Source organism: Holophagales bacterium (assembly GCA_016699405.1).
Classification (GTDB): domain Bacteria; phylum Acidobacteriota; class Thermoanaerobaculia; order Multivoradales; family JAGPDF01; genus JAAYLR01.
Genome location: CP064972.1, coordinates 864,300 through 882,302, shown reverse-complemented (window position 1 = coordinate 882,302; position 18,003 = coordinate 864,300). Strand labels below are relative to the sequence as shown.

Below are 18,003 nucleotides of genomic sequence, written 5' to 3'. Positions count from 1 at the left end.
CGCTGTTGATGGCGTACAAGCGGCGAATCTCCCCGCTGCTTCCGCGCGCTTGCCGCTTCACTCCGACCTGTTCGGAGTTTTCCCGGGTTTCCCTGCTGAAGCACGGTCTCGTCGGTGGTCTCGGGCGGAGTGCAGCGCGCATCGCGCGTTGCCACCCGCTCCATCCCGGAGGGGTCGATCTCCCCTGATCCTGCCGCGCGCGGCGGGACGAATCTGACTTCGAGCTGGAGAGGTTCCTTTGGACAATCGGCGTTTGTTCCTCGCGGCCCTGCTGTCGTTGGCGGTCCTGCTGGGTTGGCAGTACTTGTTCCCGCCGCCGGAGGCTGCGCAACCGGCGCGGCCGGCACGAACGGCAGAGGCAGCTGCGGTGGCCACCGCCACGGCGACGGTTCCGGCCCCCGCCCCGGTACCCGCGCCGGAGAGGACGGTGGCGGTGTCCGAGCTTCCCCCGCTGGCAGCGTCGGCGGAGGAGAAGGTCACGGTCGAGACCGAGGACCTCGTTGCGATCTTTTCGAATCGTGGGGCGGTGCTCGAGTCGCTTCGGCTCCGGAGCGATCTCGAAGGGATTGCCGGCGGGATCGAACTGGTTCAGCGGCGGGAGAGGGGGCCCTTTCCCTTCGGTCTTGTAGGCGCTTCGGGTGCGCCGCTCCCGGCCGACGAAGCATTGTTCGTTGCGGAGAGCATCGGCGACGGCAAGGAGCGAGGGGTCGTGTTCCGCTACCGCGGAGCCTCCGGAGTCGTCGAGAAGAGATTTCGCTTCCGGGCGGACGGTCTGCTCGCGGTCGAGGTGGAGTGCCGCTGCGGCGGCCCATGGGGGGTGTCGCTGGGACCAGGGCTTCGCGACCTCTCCGCGAAGGAGCTCGGGAGTCGGTTCGAGCGGCGGTCAGGTAGCTGGCTGAGCGGCGGGACGCTGGTCACCGTGGCCCCCGCGGACGCGAAGGAGTCGAAGGTCGTCGGCGGCGAGTCGCTGGGTTGGGTGGGGCTCGAGGATACGTATTTCCTCTCGGCGGCCATACCCCAGGGGCCCGTGGCGGGTGCGGCGTTGGATCCGGTGGTGCTCAAGCCGGGAGGGAAAGAAGGGGTCTGGGAGGCCGTGAACCTTCCGGCCGAGTTGAGCAAGGAGCAGGAGAAGTGGCCGCGAGATCTGCGGTTGCGGTTGATGGCGAAGGGAGATCGACTGTCGCTTCTCACCTTCTGGGGAGCGAAGCAGTACGACCACCTGGCGGCGATGCCGTACGGTTTCGAGAAGACCGTCCGGTGGGGGATGTGGGGCTTTCTGGCGCGCCCGCTTCTCTACGGGCTGCAGTGGATTCACGCCCATGTCGTCGAGAACTACGGTTGGTCGATCGTCCTGATGACCGGTCTGCTCAAGGTTCTGCTGCTGCCGCTGACGCTCTCGGCGTTCTCGTCGATGCAGAAGATGCAGCGCTTGAACCCGAAGATTCAGGCCATTCGCGAAAAGGCTCGTCCGAAGCTGCGGGACAGCAAGGGTCGAGCGAATCCGGAGGCGCAGCGCCAGATGAACGAAGAGATCATGGCGCTGTACAAGACCGAGGGGGTCAATCCTGCGGGCGGTTGCCTGCCGATGCTGCTCCAGGTGCCCGTGTTCTTCGCCTTCTACAATCTGCTGTCGAACGCGGTCGAGCTCTGGCACGCCCCATGGATCGGCTGGATCCGCGATCTGACCGCTCCGGATCCGTACTATGTGTTGCCGATTCTGATGGGTGTGACGCAGGTGCTGCAGCAGCGGCTGACGCCGTCGGCTGGCGACCCCTTCCAGCGGCGGATGATGCAGGCCTTCCCGATCATCTTCACGGTGTTCTCGTTGGGGTTTGCCAGTGGCCTGGTGTTGTACTGGTTGGTGAACAACGTTCTGACGATCGGCCAACAGCTGATCTACAACGCTGTGCGGCCCGCCACGGCGCCGGCTAGCAGCAGCGGAAGAGGGCGCGGGGAGAAGGGAAGATGAATAGCGACGAGCGGCGGTTTTTTTCGGGGTCGACGCTGGCCCAGGCGCTCATGGCCGCTTCCCGGCATTTTCATCTGCCGCCCGAGGAATTGGCCTATCAGCAGCGCGAGAAGCGGCACGGTTTCACTCACAAAGCGCGGGGGGTCGTGATCGAAATCGATCCAGGCGCTCCGCGGCGCGAGGGTGGTTCCGGGGGGACGTCCCCTGCGGTGCCCAGGGTGGGGGCGGTTCCGCCCCGCGCGGCTGAGCCGGTTGCGCGGGAAAGGGCGGTCTCTCCAGGGCGGGGGCGCGAAGAGCGCCCGCCGTTGGAACGTCGAGCGCGCCCGGAGAGTGGCGTGGGAAGAGAGGGTCGGCGGCCGGAAGTCGCTGAGCCGGGAGAGGAGCATGTGGCCGCAGTCCGCGGCGCAGCGGAGACCCTCTTGCGACTGGCCGGTCTGGCGGTCGAGGTCGATGCCCGGGTGGGGCGCGGCAGAGTTCAGGTGCGTCTCGAAGGGACGGACGCGACATGGCTGGCGGAGCGGGGACCGGAGCCGTTCGAGGCGCTCGAGATGCTGGTGAAGAGGATGGCGAGCACGGATGGCGGAGAGTCGATCCCGTTGGCGATCGATCCGCCCGGTGGGCGGGATGAGCGGGAGGGTGAATTGCGGTCCCTGGCGCTGGCCGCTGCGCAGGCGGTCCGGAGGACCGGCCGGGCGGTGGAGCTCGACCCGCTCCCATCGCGGGACCGGCGGGTGATTCACTTGGCCCTCGCGGAAGAGGTCGATCTGGTGACAGAGAGTCGCGGGGAGGGTCGGGAGCGGCGGATCGAGATCCGCTTGCGGCTGGGCGAGAGCGTTCAGAGCTCGTAGCGCGTGCGCATGGCGAGGTACCGGGAGTAGGCGTCCTCGTCGAGGTCTGGGCGCATGCGGCGCTCGAGGATGGGAATGAGGGTGGAGCGGAGGAAGTCGCCGCGGGCCATCCACTGATAGTAGGAGCGGCCGCCGTGGTGATAGGGCCCGTAGGTCTTGCTGCCCGGAAAGGTCGTCTCCAGCCAGTTGAAGAGTTTGGCGTGGCGAGTGTGCATTCGCAGAGTGACCTGAGGCTGCCGCCCGTCTCCCCCGAAGTGGCCCTCTCCGATCAGGAGGCCAACGAGGAGTCCTTCGTGAAAGTGGGCGAGATCGGTTGTTTCACCGTCGGGTGTCACGTGGAACCTCCTGGGTGGATTGTTTCACCGTCGGGTGTCACGTGGAACACTGTCGTTTGGGGTTGAGCGGCGTTTGATGGGCGCTCCCCTCCGTTCCCTCCCCTTCGAGCGGTTCGCTCTTCAGTTGGCGCCGCTTCTGGTCGAACCGATCGCCGAGCGTTCGATGCGCTCCCTCCACGCCCACCATGAAGAGCTCGTCCGTTGGGCGGGGGTGGTCTCGCTTGTCGGGCCCGCGTTCGGTTCCGAACTGTTCGAGCGTCACTATGCGGAGTCCCTGGCCGCGCTGCCGTTGCTCCCGGCCGGCCCCGGGGCCTTGCTCGACCTGGGGTCCGGTGCGGGTTTTCCCGGCTTGGTGATCGCCGCCGCCCGCCCGGACCTCGCGGTGACATTGGTTGAAGCGCGCGAGCGCAAGTGGGCGTTCCTCAATGCGGCAGCGCGGCGGGCCGAATTGTCCTGTCATTGCCTGCGTGCTACAGTCGGCGCCGCTCACCAACCGGAACTCCCTGGCCGTGTCGCCATCGTCACCGCGAGGGCTCTCCGGATCTCGCCCGCGATGCTGACCACCCTGGCATCTTCTCTCTTGGACGACGCGTCCCTACTCCTCTGGACCGGGGAGGACGCGCCCGATTTCATGCCGGACTTTCGTCTGGTCGAGGCCCACCGTCTCCCGGGAAGCGAGCGCCGATGGCTGCGGCGCTACCATCGGGAGACTCCGAGAGGTCCCCGATGACTCGCACCCTCGCTATCGCCAATCAAAAAGGGGGGGTCGGGAAGACCACCACGGCCATCAACTTCGGTGCCGCGCTGGCCGCCTTGGAGCGCCGGGTCCTGCTGGTGGACTGCGATCCGCAGGGCAATGCCACCCGCGGGCTCGGCTGTCGGGTCGACGGCCACCAGCTCTATGACGTCCTGTCGGGTCAAGCGACGCTCGCCGAGACGATTCGGCCAAGCGGCTTTCCCCACCTGGATCTCGTCCCCTCGGAGCGCAACCTCGTCGGTGTCGAGGTCGAGTTCGTCGGCCTGGAGGGTTGGGAAACTCGACTCCGCGAGGCGCTTGCCCCGCAGGCCGATTCCTACGACACGATCCTCATCGACTGCCCGCCCTCGCTCGGCCATCTGACGGTCCTGGCATTGACCGCCGCCGACGGCGTCATCGTCCCCCTCCAGGGGGAGTACTTCGCTCTCGAGGGCATCAGTGAGCTGGTCGCCACCATCCGGCGGGTGCAGGGCCGACTGAATCGAACGCTCGAGATCGCCGGGATCGTCCTCACGATGTTCGACGAGCGCACCAACCTCTCCCGGGACGTTCAGCAGGAAATCCAGCGCCACTTCCCCGGACAGCTTTTCGAGACCGTGATCCCACGCAATATCCGCCTTGCCGAGGCCCCGAGCCACGGCACACCGATCTTCCAATACGACATCAAGAGCCGCGGCGCGGAGGCCTACCTGGCCCTCGCGCGCGAGCACCTGGGGCGAATCGCTTGAGTGACCACAAGAAGCGCGGCCTCGGTCGGGGCCTGGACTCCCTCTTGCGCCCCGAGGAGGGGGTCAAGAGCATCGAGGTCGCCAGCCTGCGGCCGAACCGATTCCAGCCCCGAAGCCAATTTCTCGACGAGGGGCTTGACGAGCTCGCGGCCTCGATCCGAGCCCAGGGGGTGATCCAGCCCCTCGTCGTCCGGCCCGATGGCGGGGGAACTTACACGATCGTGGCCGGCGAACGGCGCTGGCGGGCTGCTCAGCGCGCCGGCCTGGCCAAGGTCCCCGTCGTCGTCCGAGAGGTTGCCGGCGACCAGGAGCTCCTGGAGCTTGCCCTCGTCGAGAACCTCCAGCGAGCGGACCTGAATCCCGTCGAGGAGGCGGAGGCCTTCCGGGCCCTCCACGAGAGCTTCGGTCAGACGCAGGAGCAGATTGCGCTGCGCGTCGGACGGAGCCGCGCGGCCATCAGTAACGTGATCCGGCTCCTTCGGCTTCCTCCGGAGATTCTCGATCTCCTCCGCGCGGGAGAGCTCTCCGCCGGACAAGCACGTCCGCTCGTCGGGCTCGAACCGGCAAGCCGCCAGCTCGAGCTGGCGCAGCGCGCCGTTCGTGACGGGCTCTCCGCCCGTCAGATCGAGGCTCTCGTGCAGCCGGATGTCGCGGAGCCCCGAGCGCGGAGGCGCGCCGCTCCTGAGCCCGAGGCAAACGCGGCCGCCGCCGCGGAGCGCTTGACCCAGCGCCTTCAGGCCAAGGTCGAGATCGCCCGTCGGGGCAAGGGCGGATCGGTCAGGATCCACTTTCACTCCGAAGAGGAGCTCATGCGCCTCTTCGATCTCCTGATGCAGCAAGGGAGTCGGCGATGAGCTTTCTCGGGCGCGGCTCGCACGGCGAGCTCAACGGATTCCTCGATGCGGGGAGCCACATGCAGGGGGAGCTGCACTTCGAGCAGACATTTCGCATCGAAGGGAAGCTCACCGGTCAGGTGATCTCCGAAGGGGACTTGGTCGTCGGCGAGAAGGGCGAGGTCGAAGGCGAGATCAAGGTCGGCCGGGCGATGATCACCGGGACCGTTCGCGGGCTGATCCGCGCCTCACGCCGTGTGGAGATCGGCCCTGGCGGACGCGTCACCGCGGACATCGAGACGCCCTCACTCGTCGTCGATGATGGCGCGATCTTCGAAGGCAACTGCCGGATGAACCGCCCTGCGGTCTCCGCGGAGACCGCGCAGCCCAAGGTCCTGGCTCGTTTACCGGCACCTACCGGCCGCTGAAGCCCGGATCGGGGGCTCCGGCCTCGAGTGTCTCGAACGACGGAACGAACGTCAGCGGGTGGCTGGCAAGGAATCCCGGCTCGAAGAGCTCGGTCAGGACGCGCCCGTCGAGATCGCGCGGGATCGGCAACCCGAGGGCATAGTAGAGGCTCGGCGCGAGATCGACGACCCGCGCTCCCCGGGCTTCGACGCCCGCGCGGATGCCCCGCCCAAACGCGAGCAGCAACCCATCCTCGCCCCGGCCGAGCTCGCCGGCGAGCGCGGGTTGCCGAAACAGCTCTCCGAAGAGTCGACGTCCCCGCGACGGAGCGCCGATGCCGTAGGGCGAGGCGACGATCAGCAGGTGATCGGGTCGAGTCGAGGCGGCCCACAGGCTGCCGAGCATCCGGTCAACCTGCTCGGCATACGACGTGAGACGCCCCGCCGCCTCACGCGCCCTCCTCGCCCGCGACCCCTCGACTTGGGCAGCCTGGAAACCGCCGAAATTCCCCAGTCCCGCCGCTTCCAGCCCCGGAAGTCGAATCACCAGGACGTCCAGGTCAGGCCGCTCACCGAGGAGCCGCGCGCCGACGTCTCGCCGCCAGAGATCCCCGGCAAGCGCGCCCAGGAGGGCCTCGGAGCCGATCCCCTCCCGGACATCCTCGGGGATATCCCGCGGCGAGACCTCGAGTCGACGTGCCAGTACGGCGAGTGGGTCGTCGGCTCCCGCCTCGCCGGTCGTGAAGGCTCGCTCGTCGAGCGCCCATCGGACCTCGGATCCGGCCCCGGAAACGAAAGGGACGTCTACTGTCGCCACCTGCAGACCGACTCGCGAGAGCGAACCCCACAGCGGGAGCGCGAGCAGTGCACCCGAGTCGATCGGGCGCGGCCGGCAAACGCCCAGCGCCGAGAGTAGGTCCGAGGTGCCGGCGGGAAGAAGGCGCAGCTCGACGCCGGACCCGAGCAGCGGTGCCTCCCAGAGGGCGCGGTCGACGACCCCATGGCGGAAAGGGAGCTTCCCGGTGACCAGGCTTGCCCACGAGGACGGGACCCTCTCCGGGGGAATCGTCGATAGCCGGCCGAGGCTACCGCCATGGAGGACGGAGGCGAGGAAGGGCAGGTTTCCCTGCTCAGCAAGCGGAAGGATGAGATCGAGCGAGGCACCCGGGAGGATCAGCACCAGCGTCTGTAGGCCGTGATCCGGGTGAACATCCGCGAGTCGCGGCGGATTGAAGAGGCTCGGATGAACAGCCTGTCGGCGCTCGAGGACGGCAAAGATCGAGGCAACAGCAATCACCACGAACAGGGATCGGCTCCGCACCCCGTACCGCCGTCGATGCAGGGAGTGAAGCAAGGAGGTGTAGAAACCGAGAATCGCCGCCAGACCGAGCCACACTGCGGCCTTGATGAGCTGGTCGTTGACCGCGGACGGCAGGTAGAAGGCGAAGCGCGAGGCATTGAACCCGGCGCCGAGCGCCGCCAGCGTGCAGACGAAGGTAATCGTCCACGGCATGCTTCGAAAACGACCGGCTCGCGTCCGAAACCAGCGCACGGACAGCAAGAGTGCGAGAAAACCGAGGCCGGCGGCGGTGCCGAACAGGAGAGTTCCACGCACCAGGACCATTCCACGGAGTTGCAGTCCGGGGTTGAGAAACAGCAGCAGTCCAGTGAAGTGAATCCCAGCCAGCAGGCCGGGCAGGAGCGCCACGAGCGCGAGCTGCCCCGCACGAGCGAGAAGGGAGAGTCGCATCCTGGACATGACCCCGCCTGGAGCGTTGAATTGGCCTTTGTTAGAGTGATTCCCGTCGATGGAGTCCGCCGACTATCAGGCCGTTGTCGAAACGGTCGATCACCATCCCCTACCCTACTTCAGCCTGACCCTCCGCGTCCCCGCGGAGCGGACGGAGGTTCAGCCCGGTCAATTCGTCATGGTCCGGGTGGGCGACGGACTACAACCGTTTCTGCGCCGAGCCTTTTCGGTCCACGACGCCGCGCGCTCCGGCGCGGACGGCCGGCTCACCCTCCTCGCCAAGGTCGTCGGAAGCGGAACCCAGCAGCTGGCCGCTGCCCGTCCAGGAGATCCCCTCTGGGTCCTCGGACCGCTCGGGCACGGCTTCTCGCTCGGCTCGGAGGGGCGGGTCGCCCTAGTGGCCGGAGGGATCGGGTCGGCCCCGCTCTTCTTGCTCGCCAAGGCCCTCCTCGGCAAGGAGCAGCCGTTCGATCTCTACTATGGCGGCCGATCAGCGGTCGATCTCCCGCGCCGCGAGGCCTTCGCCCACCTCCTCGCTCGCGGCCGCGGCAATCTCATCCTGACAACTGAAGATGGGAGCCTCGGTGAGCGGGGACTGGTAACCGTGCCGCTCGAACGTGCATGTGCGGAACGCCGCTACACTCGCATCTACAGTTGTGGACCCCATGGGCTCCTGGCCTGCCTGGCGGCGATCGGGTCTCGTCACGGAGTCCCGGGAGAGGCGGCGCTCGAATCGCCGATGGGATGCGGCTTCGGGGCCTGCCTTGGCTGTGCCATCCGCACCCCGGGCGATCGCTATCTGCTCTGCTGTACCGACGGCCCCGTCTTCCGTTTCGACGAGGTGGCGTGGTGAGTCGCATCGCGGAGTCCGATGTCGACCTGAGCATCCAACTCGGTCCGATCGCGCTCGCCAACCCGCTGATGACCGCCAGCGGCACTTTCGGCTACGGACTCGAGTTCTCACACCTCTGCGATCTCTCCAGTCTCGGCGCCATCGTCACCAAAGGGCTGTCGCTCGAACCGCGTCGCGGGAATCCGCCGCCCCGAATCGCCGAAACCCGAGGCGGAATGCTCAACTCGATCGGGCTCCAGAACATCGGAGTCGAGCGCTTTCTGGCCGACGTCCTTCCGGGGCTCGGCCACTTCCCACCGCGGGTCCTGGTCAACGTCTTCGGCACGACGATCGACGAGTACGTCCGACTCGCGGCCCGCTTGGATCGGGTCGCCAGTGTCGCCGGCATCGAGCTCAACGTCTCCTGCCCCAACGTCCAGAAGGGTGGGCTCGAGTTCGGCCAGGATCCGCCGATTCTCGAGACCCTCGTGCGCGCGGTTCGAGCGACCACCTCCAAGCCGATCCTGGTCAAGCTCTCTCCGAACGTGACCCGACCGGCGGAGCTCGGGCAGGCCGCTCGATCCGGTGGGGCGGATATCCTCTCTGCCATCAACACGGTCCTCGGAATGGCGATCGACGTCAGAACCCGGAGGCCGCGACTCGCCACGGTCAAGGGCGGGCTCTCGGGACCAGCCATCAAGCCGATCGCCCTGCGCGTCGTCTTCGACGTCGCGCGCGCGGTGGGCCTGCCGGTGGTCGGAATCGGCGGGATCGAAAGCGCGGAAGACGTCCTCGAATTCGTCCTGGCGGGAGCCTCGGCGGTGCAGATCGGCACCGCCCTGTTTCGCGAGCCATCGGCGCCAGAACGGATCCTCGGCGACCTGCGCCGACTGCTTGCCGACCAAGGGATTCCGAAGCTGGCCGACGTAGTGGGAGCGGTTCAGCTTCCTGAGGGCTATCGATGAACCCGCAAGACCGACCGATCGAGCAGCTCGCCGTGGCCCTCGACACACCGGAATGGCCCACCTTCGAACACTGGTGCGACCGCCTGGCGAGACGCGTCGGATTCCTCAAGGTCGGTCTCGAGTCCTACGTCCGATGGGGTCCCCGAGCGGTGGCGAGGGCCCAGGAGGCGGGGGGCCGAGTCTTTCTCGACCTCAAGCTCCACGACATCCCCAACACCGTCGCCGGGGCCGTCGCCTCGGCAAGCGATCTCGGAGCCGAGCTACTGACGATTCATGCCGGAGGTGGCCCGGCGATGCTCGCTGCCGCCGCCGAGGCGGCGGAGCGCGCCGGGAGCGGTCTTCAGCTCTTGGCGGTCACGGTTCTGACGCATCTGGATGCCGCCGAGCTCGCCGCGCTCGGCCTTCCGGGAGCCCCGACCGAGCGCGCTCTCGCGTGGGCTCGCCTGGCACGAGATGCCGGATGTGCTGGGGTCGTCAGCTCGCCCCTCGAGGCCGCAGCCCTTCGCGCAACCTTGCCCCGGCCGTTTCGCATCGTGACGCCGGGAATTCGCTTGCCCGAGGGGGATCGTGGCGACCAGCGCCGTGTGGCGACCCCCGGCGCGGCCTTGGCTGCGGGGGCCGACCTGCTGGTTGTCGGGCGGCCCCTCACTCGTGCCGCGAACCTCGATGACGCCCTCGCCGCCTTCTCGCGCGAAATCGAGGCGGCGGCGCCCCGCACGTAGGTACTCCCGCCCCAAAAGAAGAAGGCCCGCTCCCACGGGAACGGGCCCCTTCGGCGCGATCTGCTGCAGGCTGCGCCGGTCTAGAACGAGAAGATCGGTCGATCGACCTCGAGATTGAACTCCCAGTTGTAGGTCCGGAACGGGAAGTCGATCGGCACGGTGAATCGTGCGCTCATCTTGATCCGACTCCCGTCGGAGACCACGCGGACGTCCTCGCTTTCGACCGGAAGGTCCAATCGCTTCGCCTCGGCGACGATCCCCTTCTGCAGTTGCTCGGGCTTCGAGGTGGCGGCCCACTTGGCCTGCTCCACCATGTAGTCGTAAAGCTCGGACGTCGCAATCTTCACCGGGATCATCTTCCACCCGACGATCGCCAGGGCCACCACCACCAGCGTCCAGAAGATGCAGCCGATCTTCCCTTCACCGGCTTCGAACCGTCGACGCGTCATCCTCGTCGTCCTCCTCGGCGTTACGAGCCGCGAGTCTAGCTCAGGCGGGAGGTGGCGCGCGACAAGAGTCCGCCCTCCCGGGTATCCCCCTCAGCGCACGACCTTGAAGGTCCGTCCCCAGCGCGTTTCGGAGAAGAAGCCGAGCGCCGTCTGCGCAGCTTCCCTGGCCTTTGCGCCGACGCTCTTCCAGCTCCCGTCGGAGGTCCCCCCGCCGAAAGACCAGTAGATGAAGAGTGCCCGCCCCTTCAAGTAGTGGCTGGGCACGGTGCCCCAGAACCGGGAGTCGTAGGAGTGGTCCCGGTTGTCGCCGAGGCAGAAATACCGCCCCTCCGGCACCTTGAACGGGCCGAACTGATCGCGCAGCCGCACCTGATCGGGGAGCGTGGGCCGATCCGGAAAAACACGGGGATCGCTGTGTTGCGCCACCCCGGCGTCGGGGACGCGAGTCCCGTTGATGAAGAGCTCCTTGTTCACGATCTGCACGGTATCGCCCGGGAGAGCGACGCACCGCTTCACCAGGTCCACCGTCGGCCGCTCTGGGGAGCGAAAAATGACGATGTCCCCCCGTCGTGGGGTGCGAAGCGGGAGGATCGCGCGTTCGAAAGCGGTCGGTGCGCCAGCGTAGATGAAGCGGTTGACGAACAGATGGTCGCCCACGAGCAGGGTGTTTTCCATCGATCCGCTCGGAATGAAGAACGTCTTTACCACGAAGGTATTGGTGAACCCGAGAAAGATCGCGGCGATCAGCAGTGCCTCGAAGTACTCGCGAACCGTCGAACGGCGAACGGGAGAATCATCAGCCATGGCGGGCGAAATCTAACCGAAACCACCACCCCGCGGCGCCCCTTTGGCCGAAGGGCGTTCGAACATTCTGCAATCGTCAGAATCCTCTGACGCCCACCGCAAACTCAATCCCGGCGGGCTCATCGGCGACCTCCAGAGTCCTGATCTCGGCGAAACCGTCAGAAACCTCTGTCGCCTCGCCTCTCCGCGACCGCGTACGCAGGTCCAGCAACTCTTTCTTTTCCAATCGCTTACCGCGCGCGAGCGCGGTTGGCAACGAACTTGGATTGTCCCCCGGCGAAGGCGAAACGAACCCGGGGAGGTGAACGAACGGTCGAGACCCGAAAGCGCCAGGGAAACGTCAGCGAGCCGCCCAGCGGCCAACCAGCAGCAAACGAAGCGCGACAACAACAAGAGCCGAACCAACCAACGCGCGACCCTCATCGAGTCGCGCCACCACGAAAGGAAACGAAGCCATGATCATCTCGTCCCGCAACCCGCTCCACCGTGCCGCCGCCGCCCTCCTCGCGGTCGCCCTCCTCCTCGTCGCAGCGCCCTCCTTCGCCGCCGAGGCCAAGGTGATCAACGTCAACACGGCGAGCGCCGAGCAGCTGCAGCTCCTGCCTCGGGTCGGACCGGCCCTGGCGCAGCGCATCATCGAGCACCGCGACCAGAACGGTCCCTTCAAGGCGCCGACCGACCTCCTCCTGGTCCGCGGGATCGGGGAGAAGAGCTTCGAGCTCCTCAAGCCCTACGTCGTCACCAGCGGCAATACCACCCTCGGAGAGAAGGTGCGCGTCCCGCGCCCGGCCAAGACCGAGACCTCGCGATGAGCTCCGGGCGGGCGGAGGGGCGAGCGCGTCTCGCCCCTTCGTCCGCCTCCCCGTGCGAGGACACACCCCCATGCGATCCGCCCGCGGATTCACCCTGATCGACCTCCTCTTCACCGTCGCGATCGCCACGCTCCTCCTCCTCCTCTCGACGCCGCCGTTGCTGCGGGCCGCAGGAAAGTCGAAGGTCCGATTGGCCGCGGGAGAGATTCGCGCAGCCCTGGCGCACGCCCGGCTCCTCGCCGTTCGCTACTCGACCCACGTCGGCGTGAAGCTCTATCCGCGAACGGACGGCTCTGTTCGCTTCGGCGTTTACCGAGACGGCGATGGCGACGGCGTGCGGAGCGACGACATCGCCACCGGGACCGACCCGGCGATGGAGCCGCTCCACGAGCTGACCCACTTCGGCGGCGGCGTCGGATTCGGCTTTCCGCCGGGTCTCGCGCCGCGCGATCCGGGCGACCTCGGGCACCGACTCGAACGCTTGGAAGATCCGATTCGCTTCAACTCGTCGGACATCGCTTCGTTCGGCCCGCTCGGCGACTCCACTCCGGGCACGATCTACCTCACCGACGGACGACACCACCTCGCGGCCGTGCGCGTCTACGGCCGAACCGGACGAACCTACGTCCTCCTCTACGACGCGGTGCTCGAGGTCTGGCGATGAGCCGGCGCGACCGAGGCGGGCGACGCCGGGCGCGGCCGCGAATTGACGGCCTGCGATACGTTGGAGTACGGTTCCGCCCGTGCAAGCGCTGGTGGTCATCACGACGGTGGGCAACGAGGAGCAGGCGAACCTGCTGGCGCGCGAGCTCGTCGCGCGGCGGCACGCGGCCTGCGTGAACATCGTCGGCGGCGTGCGCTCGGTCTACCGGTGGGAAGGGAAGATCTGCAAAGACAGCGAGTACCTTCTCATCATCAAGACCCGAGCCGAGGAGTATGCGGCTGTCGAGACCGCCATCCGCGAGCTCCACAACTACGAGCTTCCCGAGATCCTCGCCTTCCCGGTGAAACACGGGGAGGCGCGCTTCCTGGAGTGGATCGCCGCCAGCCTCGACAAGAACGCCGTCTTCTCCGACGACGTCGACGAGGGCGTCGCGATCTCGCTCGACGACACCAATTTCTGAACGCCCCGGCCGCCCTGGGCGCCGGCAACGGTCCGCCAGCTGCGAGAACCATGAAATGACGGCGCATCTCGCTCCAGACGAGGTTGTCCCCTTGCGCTGGGCCAACGGCGCGCTCTCCCTGCTCGACCAAACCCGATTGCCGCACGAAGAACGCTGGCTGGAAGTCCGCTCCGTCGACGACCTCGCCGAAGCGATCGTCCGACTCGCCGTGCGTGGGGCGCCGGCCATCGGAATCGCTGCGGCCTACGGCGTGGCCATCGCGGCCGCGTCCGGCGGGCGAACCGCCGCCGCCGCGGCGATCCCTCGCCTCGACGCGACGCGACCGACGGCGGTCAATCTCCGGTGGGCACTCGATCGGCAAGCGGCAGTCCTCCAACTCGCCCCCGATGCCGGCCTGGCCGCGGCGCTGCTCACCGAAGCGCAGCGAATCGAGCACGAAGACCGAGCCGCCTGCAAAGCCATGGGAGACCATGGAGCCGGGCTCTTCGGCGAACGGGAGCATCTGCTCACCCACTGCAACGCCGGGGCCCTCGCCACCGGGGGCTTCGGCACCGCCCTGGGCGTCATTCGTGCGGCGTGGCTGGCTGGAAAGGTCGAGCGCGTCTTCGTCGACGAAACGAGGCCGCTGCTTCAGGGCGCACGCCTCACCTCCTGGGAGCTCGGCCGCCTGGGTATTCCCCATCGACTGGTCACGGACTCCAGCGTGGGCGCGCTGATGTCGCGCGGGCTCGTCACCGGCGTGGTCGTGGGTGCCGATCGCATCGCGGCCAACGGCGATACCGCCAACAAGATCGGGACCTACACGGTTGCCGCCCTGGCGGCCCGGCACGGAGTTCCGTTCTATGTCGCGGCGCCGCGATCCACCGTCGATCGGCGGATTCCGAACGGGACGGCGATCCCGATCGAGGAGCGGTGCGGAATCGAGGTCGAGGAGATCGGCGGCATCCGGCTCACGCCGCGGGAGACCTCAGGGCTCAACTTCGCCTTCGACGTCACGCCACACGACCTGATCGCGGCGATCATCACCGAAGCCGGAGTCCTTCGCCCACCCTACGACAAGAGCCTGGCCGCGGCGCTCGCCGCCGACGGGAACGGAAGGTCACGTTCGCGCCAGGAGGAGCGGTGCCGAGCTCCCGGCACCGCTCCTTCGCCTGGCGGCAACGCCAACCGCTAGGAAGTCCAGCGACTCAGGCTGCCGGTCTCGAAACCGTCATCCAGAAGCTGGCTGCACGGCTGGGCGACGCTGGCGTTCGTCAAGGTGACCGCGTCGAGGAAGAACCCCGCCTCCTCCGTCCCCGGGTCGGACGAGAAGCGCCAGCGGATCCGCACCGAATCCCCCGGATTCGCCGACAGCGTGCTCGTCTTGGAGACGAAGAGATTCGAGGAGCTGCCGCTGAAGGCACCCTGCGAGGCGGCGTAGCCACAGGCGTTGATCGGCGGCGCGCCCGTCTGCGCGAAGCTGCTCGGATAGCCGCCGGTCGGCGGAAGGTCGGTCCAGGCCCCGCCGTTGACCGAGATCTCCACCACCACACCGTCCCACTGATCTTCGAGATTCCAACGGGCCGCGTACGAGAGGACCGCGGGGGTTCCCGTCAGGAGAATGGCCGGGGTCACGATCGACGCGCAGGTGTCGGCGAGGTAAGTCCCGGTGTCTCCGGCGTTGTGATAGCTCAAGGTGCCCGCAGAGGCCTGGGCCGCCGTGATCTGCCAGGGATCCTCGAGCTGCAGGAACGAAGGCGAATCGGCGCCATCGGCGAATGTCCCGGCGACCGTAGACCCACTGCTGGCCGTTCCCTTCACTCGCCGGACCTTCACCGACTCGTTCGGAGGCGTCGCGCTGTCCTGGGCCTTGACCACGTAGAAGTAGTTCGTCAGCGACTCCGCGCTCGTGTCCGCGAAGCTGGTTCCGGTCACTCCGCTCGCGATGCGATTGGCCACCGACGGCGTGAAGTTGTACTGGGTCGAACGGTAGACGTTGTAGGTCACCGTCGGCGCAAGCGGGCAGTTCGAGGTCGCCGCGGTCCAGTTGAGATCGATGCCGCAGTCGATGCTGGCGCCGTCGGCGATCGTCACGCCGGTTTCGTCGAAGGTGGGAGTGAGATCGCAGGCGCCCGTGGCGGTCGACTCGACGCAGGTGGAAAGCGGCCCCTCGGCACAGCCGTCGGCCCCGCGGATCTTGTACGCGTAACTGAAGCCACCCTGCGCGCGGGTGTCGGTGAACGAGGTGCCGCTCGAGGTCCCGACCATCTGGAAGTCGCTCGCCGCGGCTCCGCCGCACGTTCCGGCGGCACGATAGATCGAGTAGCTCGAAGCTCCGGCCGCCCCGGTCCAGGAGAGGTTGATCCCGGCCGTCGGGTTGGGCGCGGCGGCTGGCGCGGTCGGGGCCGAGGCCACCGTTCCGGCGCAGTTGCCGAACGACGCGGCCAGGCCGAAGCCCTGGCGGTTCGTCGCGGCGTCACCGTTGCCGGGAACGCTCGTGCCCTTCACGGTAATCGTGTAGACGCCGGCGGTCGGGGCGGTGAGTCGAACCTGCTCGACCGTGTTGCGCGCGTCGGCCGTCCCTCCGGTGACCGAACCGCCTGCGGAGAAGACGTTGCCGAGATAGGTACCGCCGGGTCCGAGGACCTCGAGGTCGAGGTTGTTGACCAGCGTCACCGCCGCACCGAGCGTGGCGTAGGGGTCGAACCAGGCAAGGGTGACACGAAGCTCGGCGCCGGCAGGAACGTTGATCGAGTAGGTCGCGGTCTGACCCGTGGCGAGCCCGGCGGAGTTCGGCAACGACCAGACACGCAGCCGGCGATGGTTGGCGACGTTCGAGAAGTAGAGGTTGTTGTCGAGCCAGATGCGGCCCCAGCCGTAGTTGTTGTTCGGCATGCTGGCGATATCGCGCGTGCCGTTGAGCAGGACAGCCTTGAGCAGAGCGCCCGACGGCGACCGAACGTCCGTGGCGGTGCGTGCCCCCGAGGGGTAGAAGCCGTCGCTGAAGTACTGCCGGGCGAGCGCGGCGCCGCCGGCGACGGTCGGGCACGCCATCGAGGTGCCCGACAGCGACTGACCGTTCGTCGGACACTGCGTGCCGGTGTCGGTGTCGTCGCCCTGCGCGGAGATCACGGAGCTCCCCGGTGCCATGATGTCGGGCTTGGTGCGGGCGTCGTCCGTCGGGCCGCGGCTCGAAAACGAGGCGACGGTCGTCGAATTCGCGTGACCGAGCGCACCGACGGTCACGACGCTCTTCGCGTTGCCGGGTGAGCCGATGGTGTTCGTCCCGCTGCCCGAGTTGCCGGCGGAAAAGACGATCAGCGAGTCCTCGAGTCGCCAGGCGGCCGCGTCCGCTTCCTGGTCACTGGCTCCGTAGGCACCCCCGGTGGCGGAGCCCCAACTGTTGGAGTGGATCCGCGCTCCAGCAGCATTGGCCTGCTCGAAGATCAGCGAGGTGTCGCCAGCCGTCCCGGCCAGGCAGCCGGTGCTGTCGTTGCCGAGATCCTGGAAGAGAATCTGCGCATTCGGCGCCATCCCATCGCGTTCCGACGCGGTGAAGGACGGATTGGTCGGCGTCGAGACGACACCGCGGTCACCCAGCACGGTGCCGGTGGTATGCGTCCCGTGGAACGACGTCGACGAGGTCGTACAGACCTGATTGTCGTCGTAGGGCGACGCGCCGGGGACGACCCAGTACGCGAAGACCTTGCGAGCCGGCCACGTGGTCCCCACGGCCGGCGGGATGGTGTTCTCCGCGTCGGTGATCTCGGTATTCGTCGTTGCTCCGTTGTTGTACTGAGTGAACCAGCACTGGTTGCGGTCGAGACCGGAATCCGAAACCGCCACGATCTGGCCCGTGCCGATCAGATCCTGATCCCAGATCGGCGTACCGGTCGTGCTGTTGTTCTGGATCGGCGAGATCGAGGTGTCGTTGTGCAACTCGGGCCAGATCCACGGCTCGATCCACGAGACCTCCTCCAATGCGGCAGCGGCGCGAACGAACGCCGGCACATCCTCGTAGGGCACCTGGAATCGAAGTCGCGGTTCCGGCGCTTCAGGCATCGAGTGGGTGCGATGCGCTCCGGGAAAGGCGGCAAGCAGCTTCTCGGCGATCGGCGCGAGCCTCTCGCCTCGGAAGGCGACGACCGTGAGGCGGTCGCCCGGCTCGAAGCCGGGCCCCTCCCAGAGCTCGGGCGCGATCTTGAAGCCGGCGACGTAGTCGAGTGTCGCGCGAACGGCCGGGTGAGCCGCCGCCAAGGCGCGGCTGGCAGGGTTCCAACGGACCTGGTAGGCGTCGTTCGGCAGATAGCGCAGCAGTTCGACCCCGAGCGCCTCGAGCTCGGCCTTGGCCGCCGGGAACCCGGGGCGCAATTGCACGATGCCAAAGCGCGTCGAGCGGGCCTCGGCAACGCCCACCGAGGCGAAGTCGAGCGACTCGTGCGCCGGGTCGAAGACCCCGACCCGCAGCAAGAGCAGGTTGCGGTCGCCACTCCGAGACGCAATCGTGTCGGGCGTCGGTAGCCCAGGAGCGATGGCGCGGTTCGCCACCGCCGGGGGAGAGGCCGAGAGCGTCGCGGAGCAGAAGAGCGCGGCGACCAGCGATCGAACCAAGAGAGACGTTCGGCGGGCGGCATCGGGCATCGGCAGCCTCCAGGAAGTTGAGGGGATGGAGCGATCGTACCGCGGTGT

Annotated in this window: 19 protein-coding genes; 14 read left to right on the top strand and 5 right to left on the bottom strand. The window is 67.6% G+C overall.

The window, feature by feature from the left end:
• Nucleotides 1-8 precede the first annotated feature (8 nt).
• The 3 genes from yidD to IPJ17_03745 all read left to right on the top strand — a co-directional run bounded on the left by yidD (nucleotide 9) and on the right by IPJ17_03745 (nucleotide 2,817).
• The gene (gene yidD / locus IPJ17_03755) at nucleotides 9-188 is read left to right on the top strand and encodes a membrane protein insertion efficiency factor YidD (GenBank protein QQR76079.1); all 180 of its coding nucleotides are present in this window, start codon (nucleotides 9-11) and stop codon (nucleotides 186-188) included.
• Between the two features lie 245 nt (nucleotides 189-433).
• Nucleotides 434-1,969, top strand: coding sequence for a membrane protein insertase YidC (locus IPJ17_03750; GenBank protein ID QQR74716.1), 1,536 nt, complete (start codon nucleotides 434-436; stop codon nucleotides 1,967-1,969).
• Between the two features lie 386 nt (nucleotides 1,970-2,355).
• Nucleotides 2,356-2,817, top strand: coding sequence for a hypothetical protein (locus IPJ17_03745; protein QQR74715.1), 462 nt, complete (start codon nucleotides 2,356-2,358; stop codon nucleotides 2,815-2,817).
• Here IPJ17_03745 and IPJ17_03740 read toward each other — a convergent pair.
• Nucleotides 2,805-3,152, bottom strand: coding sequence for a hypothetical protein (locus tag IPJ17_03740; GenBank protein ID QQR74714.1), 348 nt, complete (start codon nucleotides 3,150-3,152; stop codon nucleotides 2,805-2,807). The genes IPJ17_03745 and IPJ17_03740 overlap by 13 nt on opposite strands.
• Nucleotides 3,153-3,276: 124 nt before the next feature.
• Here IPJ17_03740 and IPJ17_03735 point away from each other — a divergent pair, with 124 nt between their 5' ends.
• From IPJ17_03735 to IPJ17_03720, 4 genes are read left to right on the top strand one after another with little or no spacing between them, the layout of a single operon-like run.
• The gene (locus IPJ17_03735) at nucleotides 3,277-3,882 is read left to right on the top strand and encodes a class I SAM-dependent methyltransferase (protein QQR74713.1); all 606 of its coding nucleotides are present in this window, start codon (nucleotides 3,277-3,279) and stop codon (nucleotides 3,880-3,882) included.
• Nucleotides 3,879-4,637: a ParA family protein gene (locus tag IPJ17_03730; protein ID QQR74712.1), complete on the top strand. Its 759-nt coding sequence runs from the start codon at nucleotides 3,879-3,881 to the stop codon at nucleotides 4,635-4,637. The genes IPJ17_03735 and IPJ17_03730 overlap by 4 nt, the downstream gene beginning before the upstream one ends.
• Nucleotides 4,634-5,491, top strand: coding sequence for a ParB/RepB/Spo0J family partition protein (locus tag IPJ17_03725; protein ID QQR74711.1), 858 nt, complete (start codon nucleotides 4,634-4,636; stop codon nucleotides 5,489-5,491). The genes IPJ17_03730 and IPJ17_03725 overlap by 4 nt, the downstream gene beginning before the upstream one ends.
• Nucleotides 5,488-5,898 carry a polymer-forming cytoskeletal protein gene (locus IPJ17_03720; protein ID QQR74710.1) on the top strand — a complete coding sequence of 137 codons (411 nt, stop codon included), beginning with the start codon at nucleotides 5,488-5,490 and terminating at the stop codon, nucleotides 5,896-5,898. Before IPJ17_03725 ends, IPJ17_03720 begins: the two co-directional genes overlap by 4 nt.
• Here IPJ17_03720 and IPJ17_03715 read toward each other — a convergent pair.
• Nucleotides 5,885-7,636, bottom strand: a complete 1,752-nt coding sequence (locus tag IPJ17_03715) for an alkaline phosphatase family protein (GenBank protein ID QQR74709.1) — start codon at nucleotides 7,634-7,636, stop codon at nucleotides 5,885-5,887. The genes IPJ17_03720 and IPJ17_03715 overlap by 14 nt on opposite strands.
• Before the next feature lie 49 nt (nucleotides 7,637-7,685).
• Here IPJ17_03715 and IPJ17_03710 point away from each other — a divergent pair, with 49 nt between their 5' ends.
• Genes IPJ17_03710 through pyrF form a run of 3 tightly spaced genes read left to right on the top strand, consistent with a single transcriptional unit; the run spans nucleotide 7,686 to nucleotide 10,146 of the window.
• Nucleotides 7,686-8,480 carry a dihydroorotate dehydrogenase electron transfer subunit gene (locus IPJ17_03710; protein ID QQR74708.1) on the top strand — a complete coding sequence of 265 codons (795 nt, stop codon included), beginning with the start codon at nucleotides 7,686-7,688 and terminating at the stop codon, nucleotides 8,478-8,480.
• On the top strand, nucleotides 8,372-9,424 hold the full coding sequence (locus IPJ17_03705; GenBank protein QQR74707.1) for a dihydroorotate dehydrogenase: 1,053 nt from the start codon (nucleotides 8,372-8,374) through the stop codon (nucleotides 9,422-9,424). The genes IPJ17_03710 and IPJ17_03705 overlap by 109 nt, the downstream gene beginning before the upstream one ends.
• Nucleotides 9,421-10,146 carry an orotidine-5'-phosphate decarboxylase gene (gene pyrF, locus IPJ17_03700; GenBank protein ID QQR74706.1) on the top strand — a complete coding sequence of 242 codons (726 nt, stop codon included), beginning with the start codon at nucleotides 9,421-9,423 and terminating at the stop codon, nucleotides 10,144-10,146. The genes IPJ17_03705 and pyrF overlap by 4 nt, the downstream gene beginning before the upstream one ends.
• Before the next feature lie 80 nt (nucleotides 10,147-10,226).
• Here the strand turns inward: pyrF and IPJ17_03695 are convergent, their stop codons facing one another.
• Both IPJ17_03695 and lepB read right to left on the bottom strand, forming a co-directional pair.
• Nucleotides 10,227-10,595 carry a hypothetical protein gene (locus IPJ17_03695; protein QQR74705.1) on the bottom strand — a complete coding sequence of 123 codons (369 nt, stop codon included), beginning with the start codon at nucleotides 10,593-10,595 and terminating at the stop codon, nucleotides 10,227-10,229.
• A gap of 90 nt (nucleotides 10,596-10,685) precedes the next feature.
• The gene (gene lepB / locus IPJ17_03690) at nucleotides 10,686-11,399 is read right to left on the bottom strand and encodes a signal peptidase I (protein QQR74704.1); all 714 of its coding nucleotides are present in this window, start codon (nucleotides 11,397-11,399) and stop codon (nucleotides 10,686-10,688) included.
• A gap of 455 nt (nucleotides 11,400-11,854) precedes the next feature.
• Here lepB and IPJ17_03685 point away from each other — a divergent pair, with 455 nt between their 5' ends.
• The 4 genes from IPJ17_03685 to mtnA all read left to right on the top strand — a co-directional run bounded on the left by IPJ17_03685 (nucleotide 11,855) and on the right by mtnA (nucleotide 14,509).
• On the top strand, nucleotides 11,855-12,211 hold the full coding sequence (locus IPJ17_03685; protein QQR74703.1) for a helix-hairpin-helix domain-containing protein: 357 nt from the start codon (nucleotides 11,855-11,857) through the stop codon (nucleotides 12,209-12,211).
• A gap of 70 nt (nucleotides 12,212-12,281) precedes the next feature.
• A complete protein-coding gene (locus tag IPJ17_03680; protein ID QQR74702.1) occupies nucleotides 12,282-12,875 on the top strand; it encodes a hypothetical protein in 594 nt (197 codons plus the stop codon).
• 79 nt (nucleotides 12,876-12,954) lie between these two features.
• Complete coding sequence (locus IPJ17_03675; protein QQR74701.1) at nucleotides 12,955-13,335, top strand: divalent-cation tolerance protein CutA; 381 nt, start codon at nucleotides 12,955-12,957, stop codon at nucleotides 13,333-13,335.
• Between the two features lie 55 nt (nucleotides 13,336-13,390).
• Entirely contained in the window at nucleotides 13,391-14,509 is a 1,119-nt protein-coding gene (gene mtnA / locus IPJ17_03670) for an S-methyl-5-thioribose-1-phosphate isomerase (GenBank protein ID QQR74700.1), read from the top strand.
• Here mtnA and IPJ17_03665 read toward each other — a convergent pair.
• Nucleotides 14,506-17,925, bottom strand: coding sequence for a S8 family serine peptidase (locus IPJ17_03665; protein QQR74699.1), 3,420 nt, complete (start codon nucleotides 17,923-17,925; stop codon nucleotides 14,506-14,508). The two genes, mtnA and IPJ17_03665, sit on opposite strands and share 4 nt — an antisense overlap.
• Nucleotides 17,926-18,003: the final 78 nt, after the last annotated feature.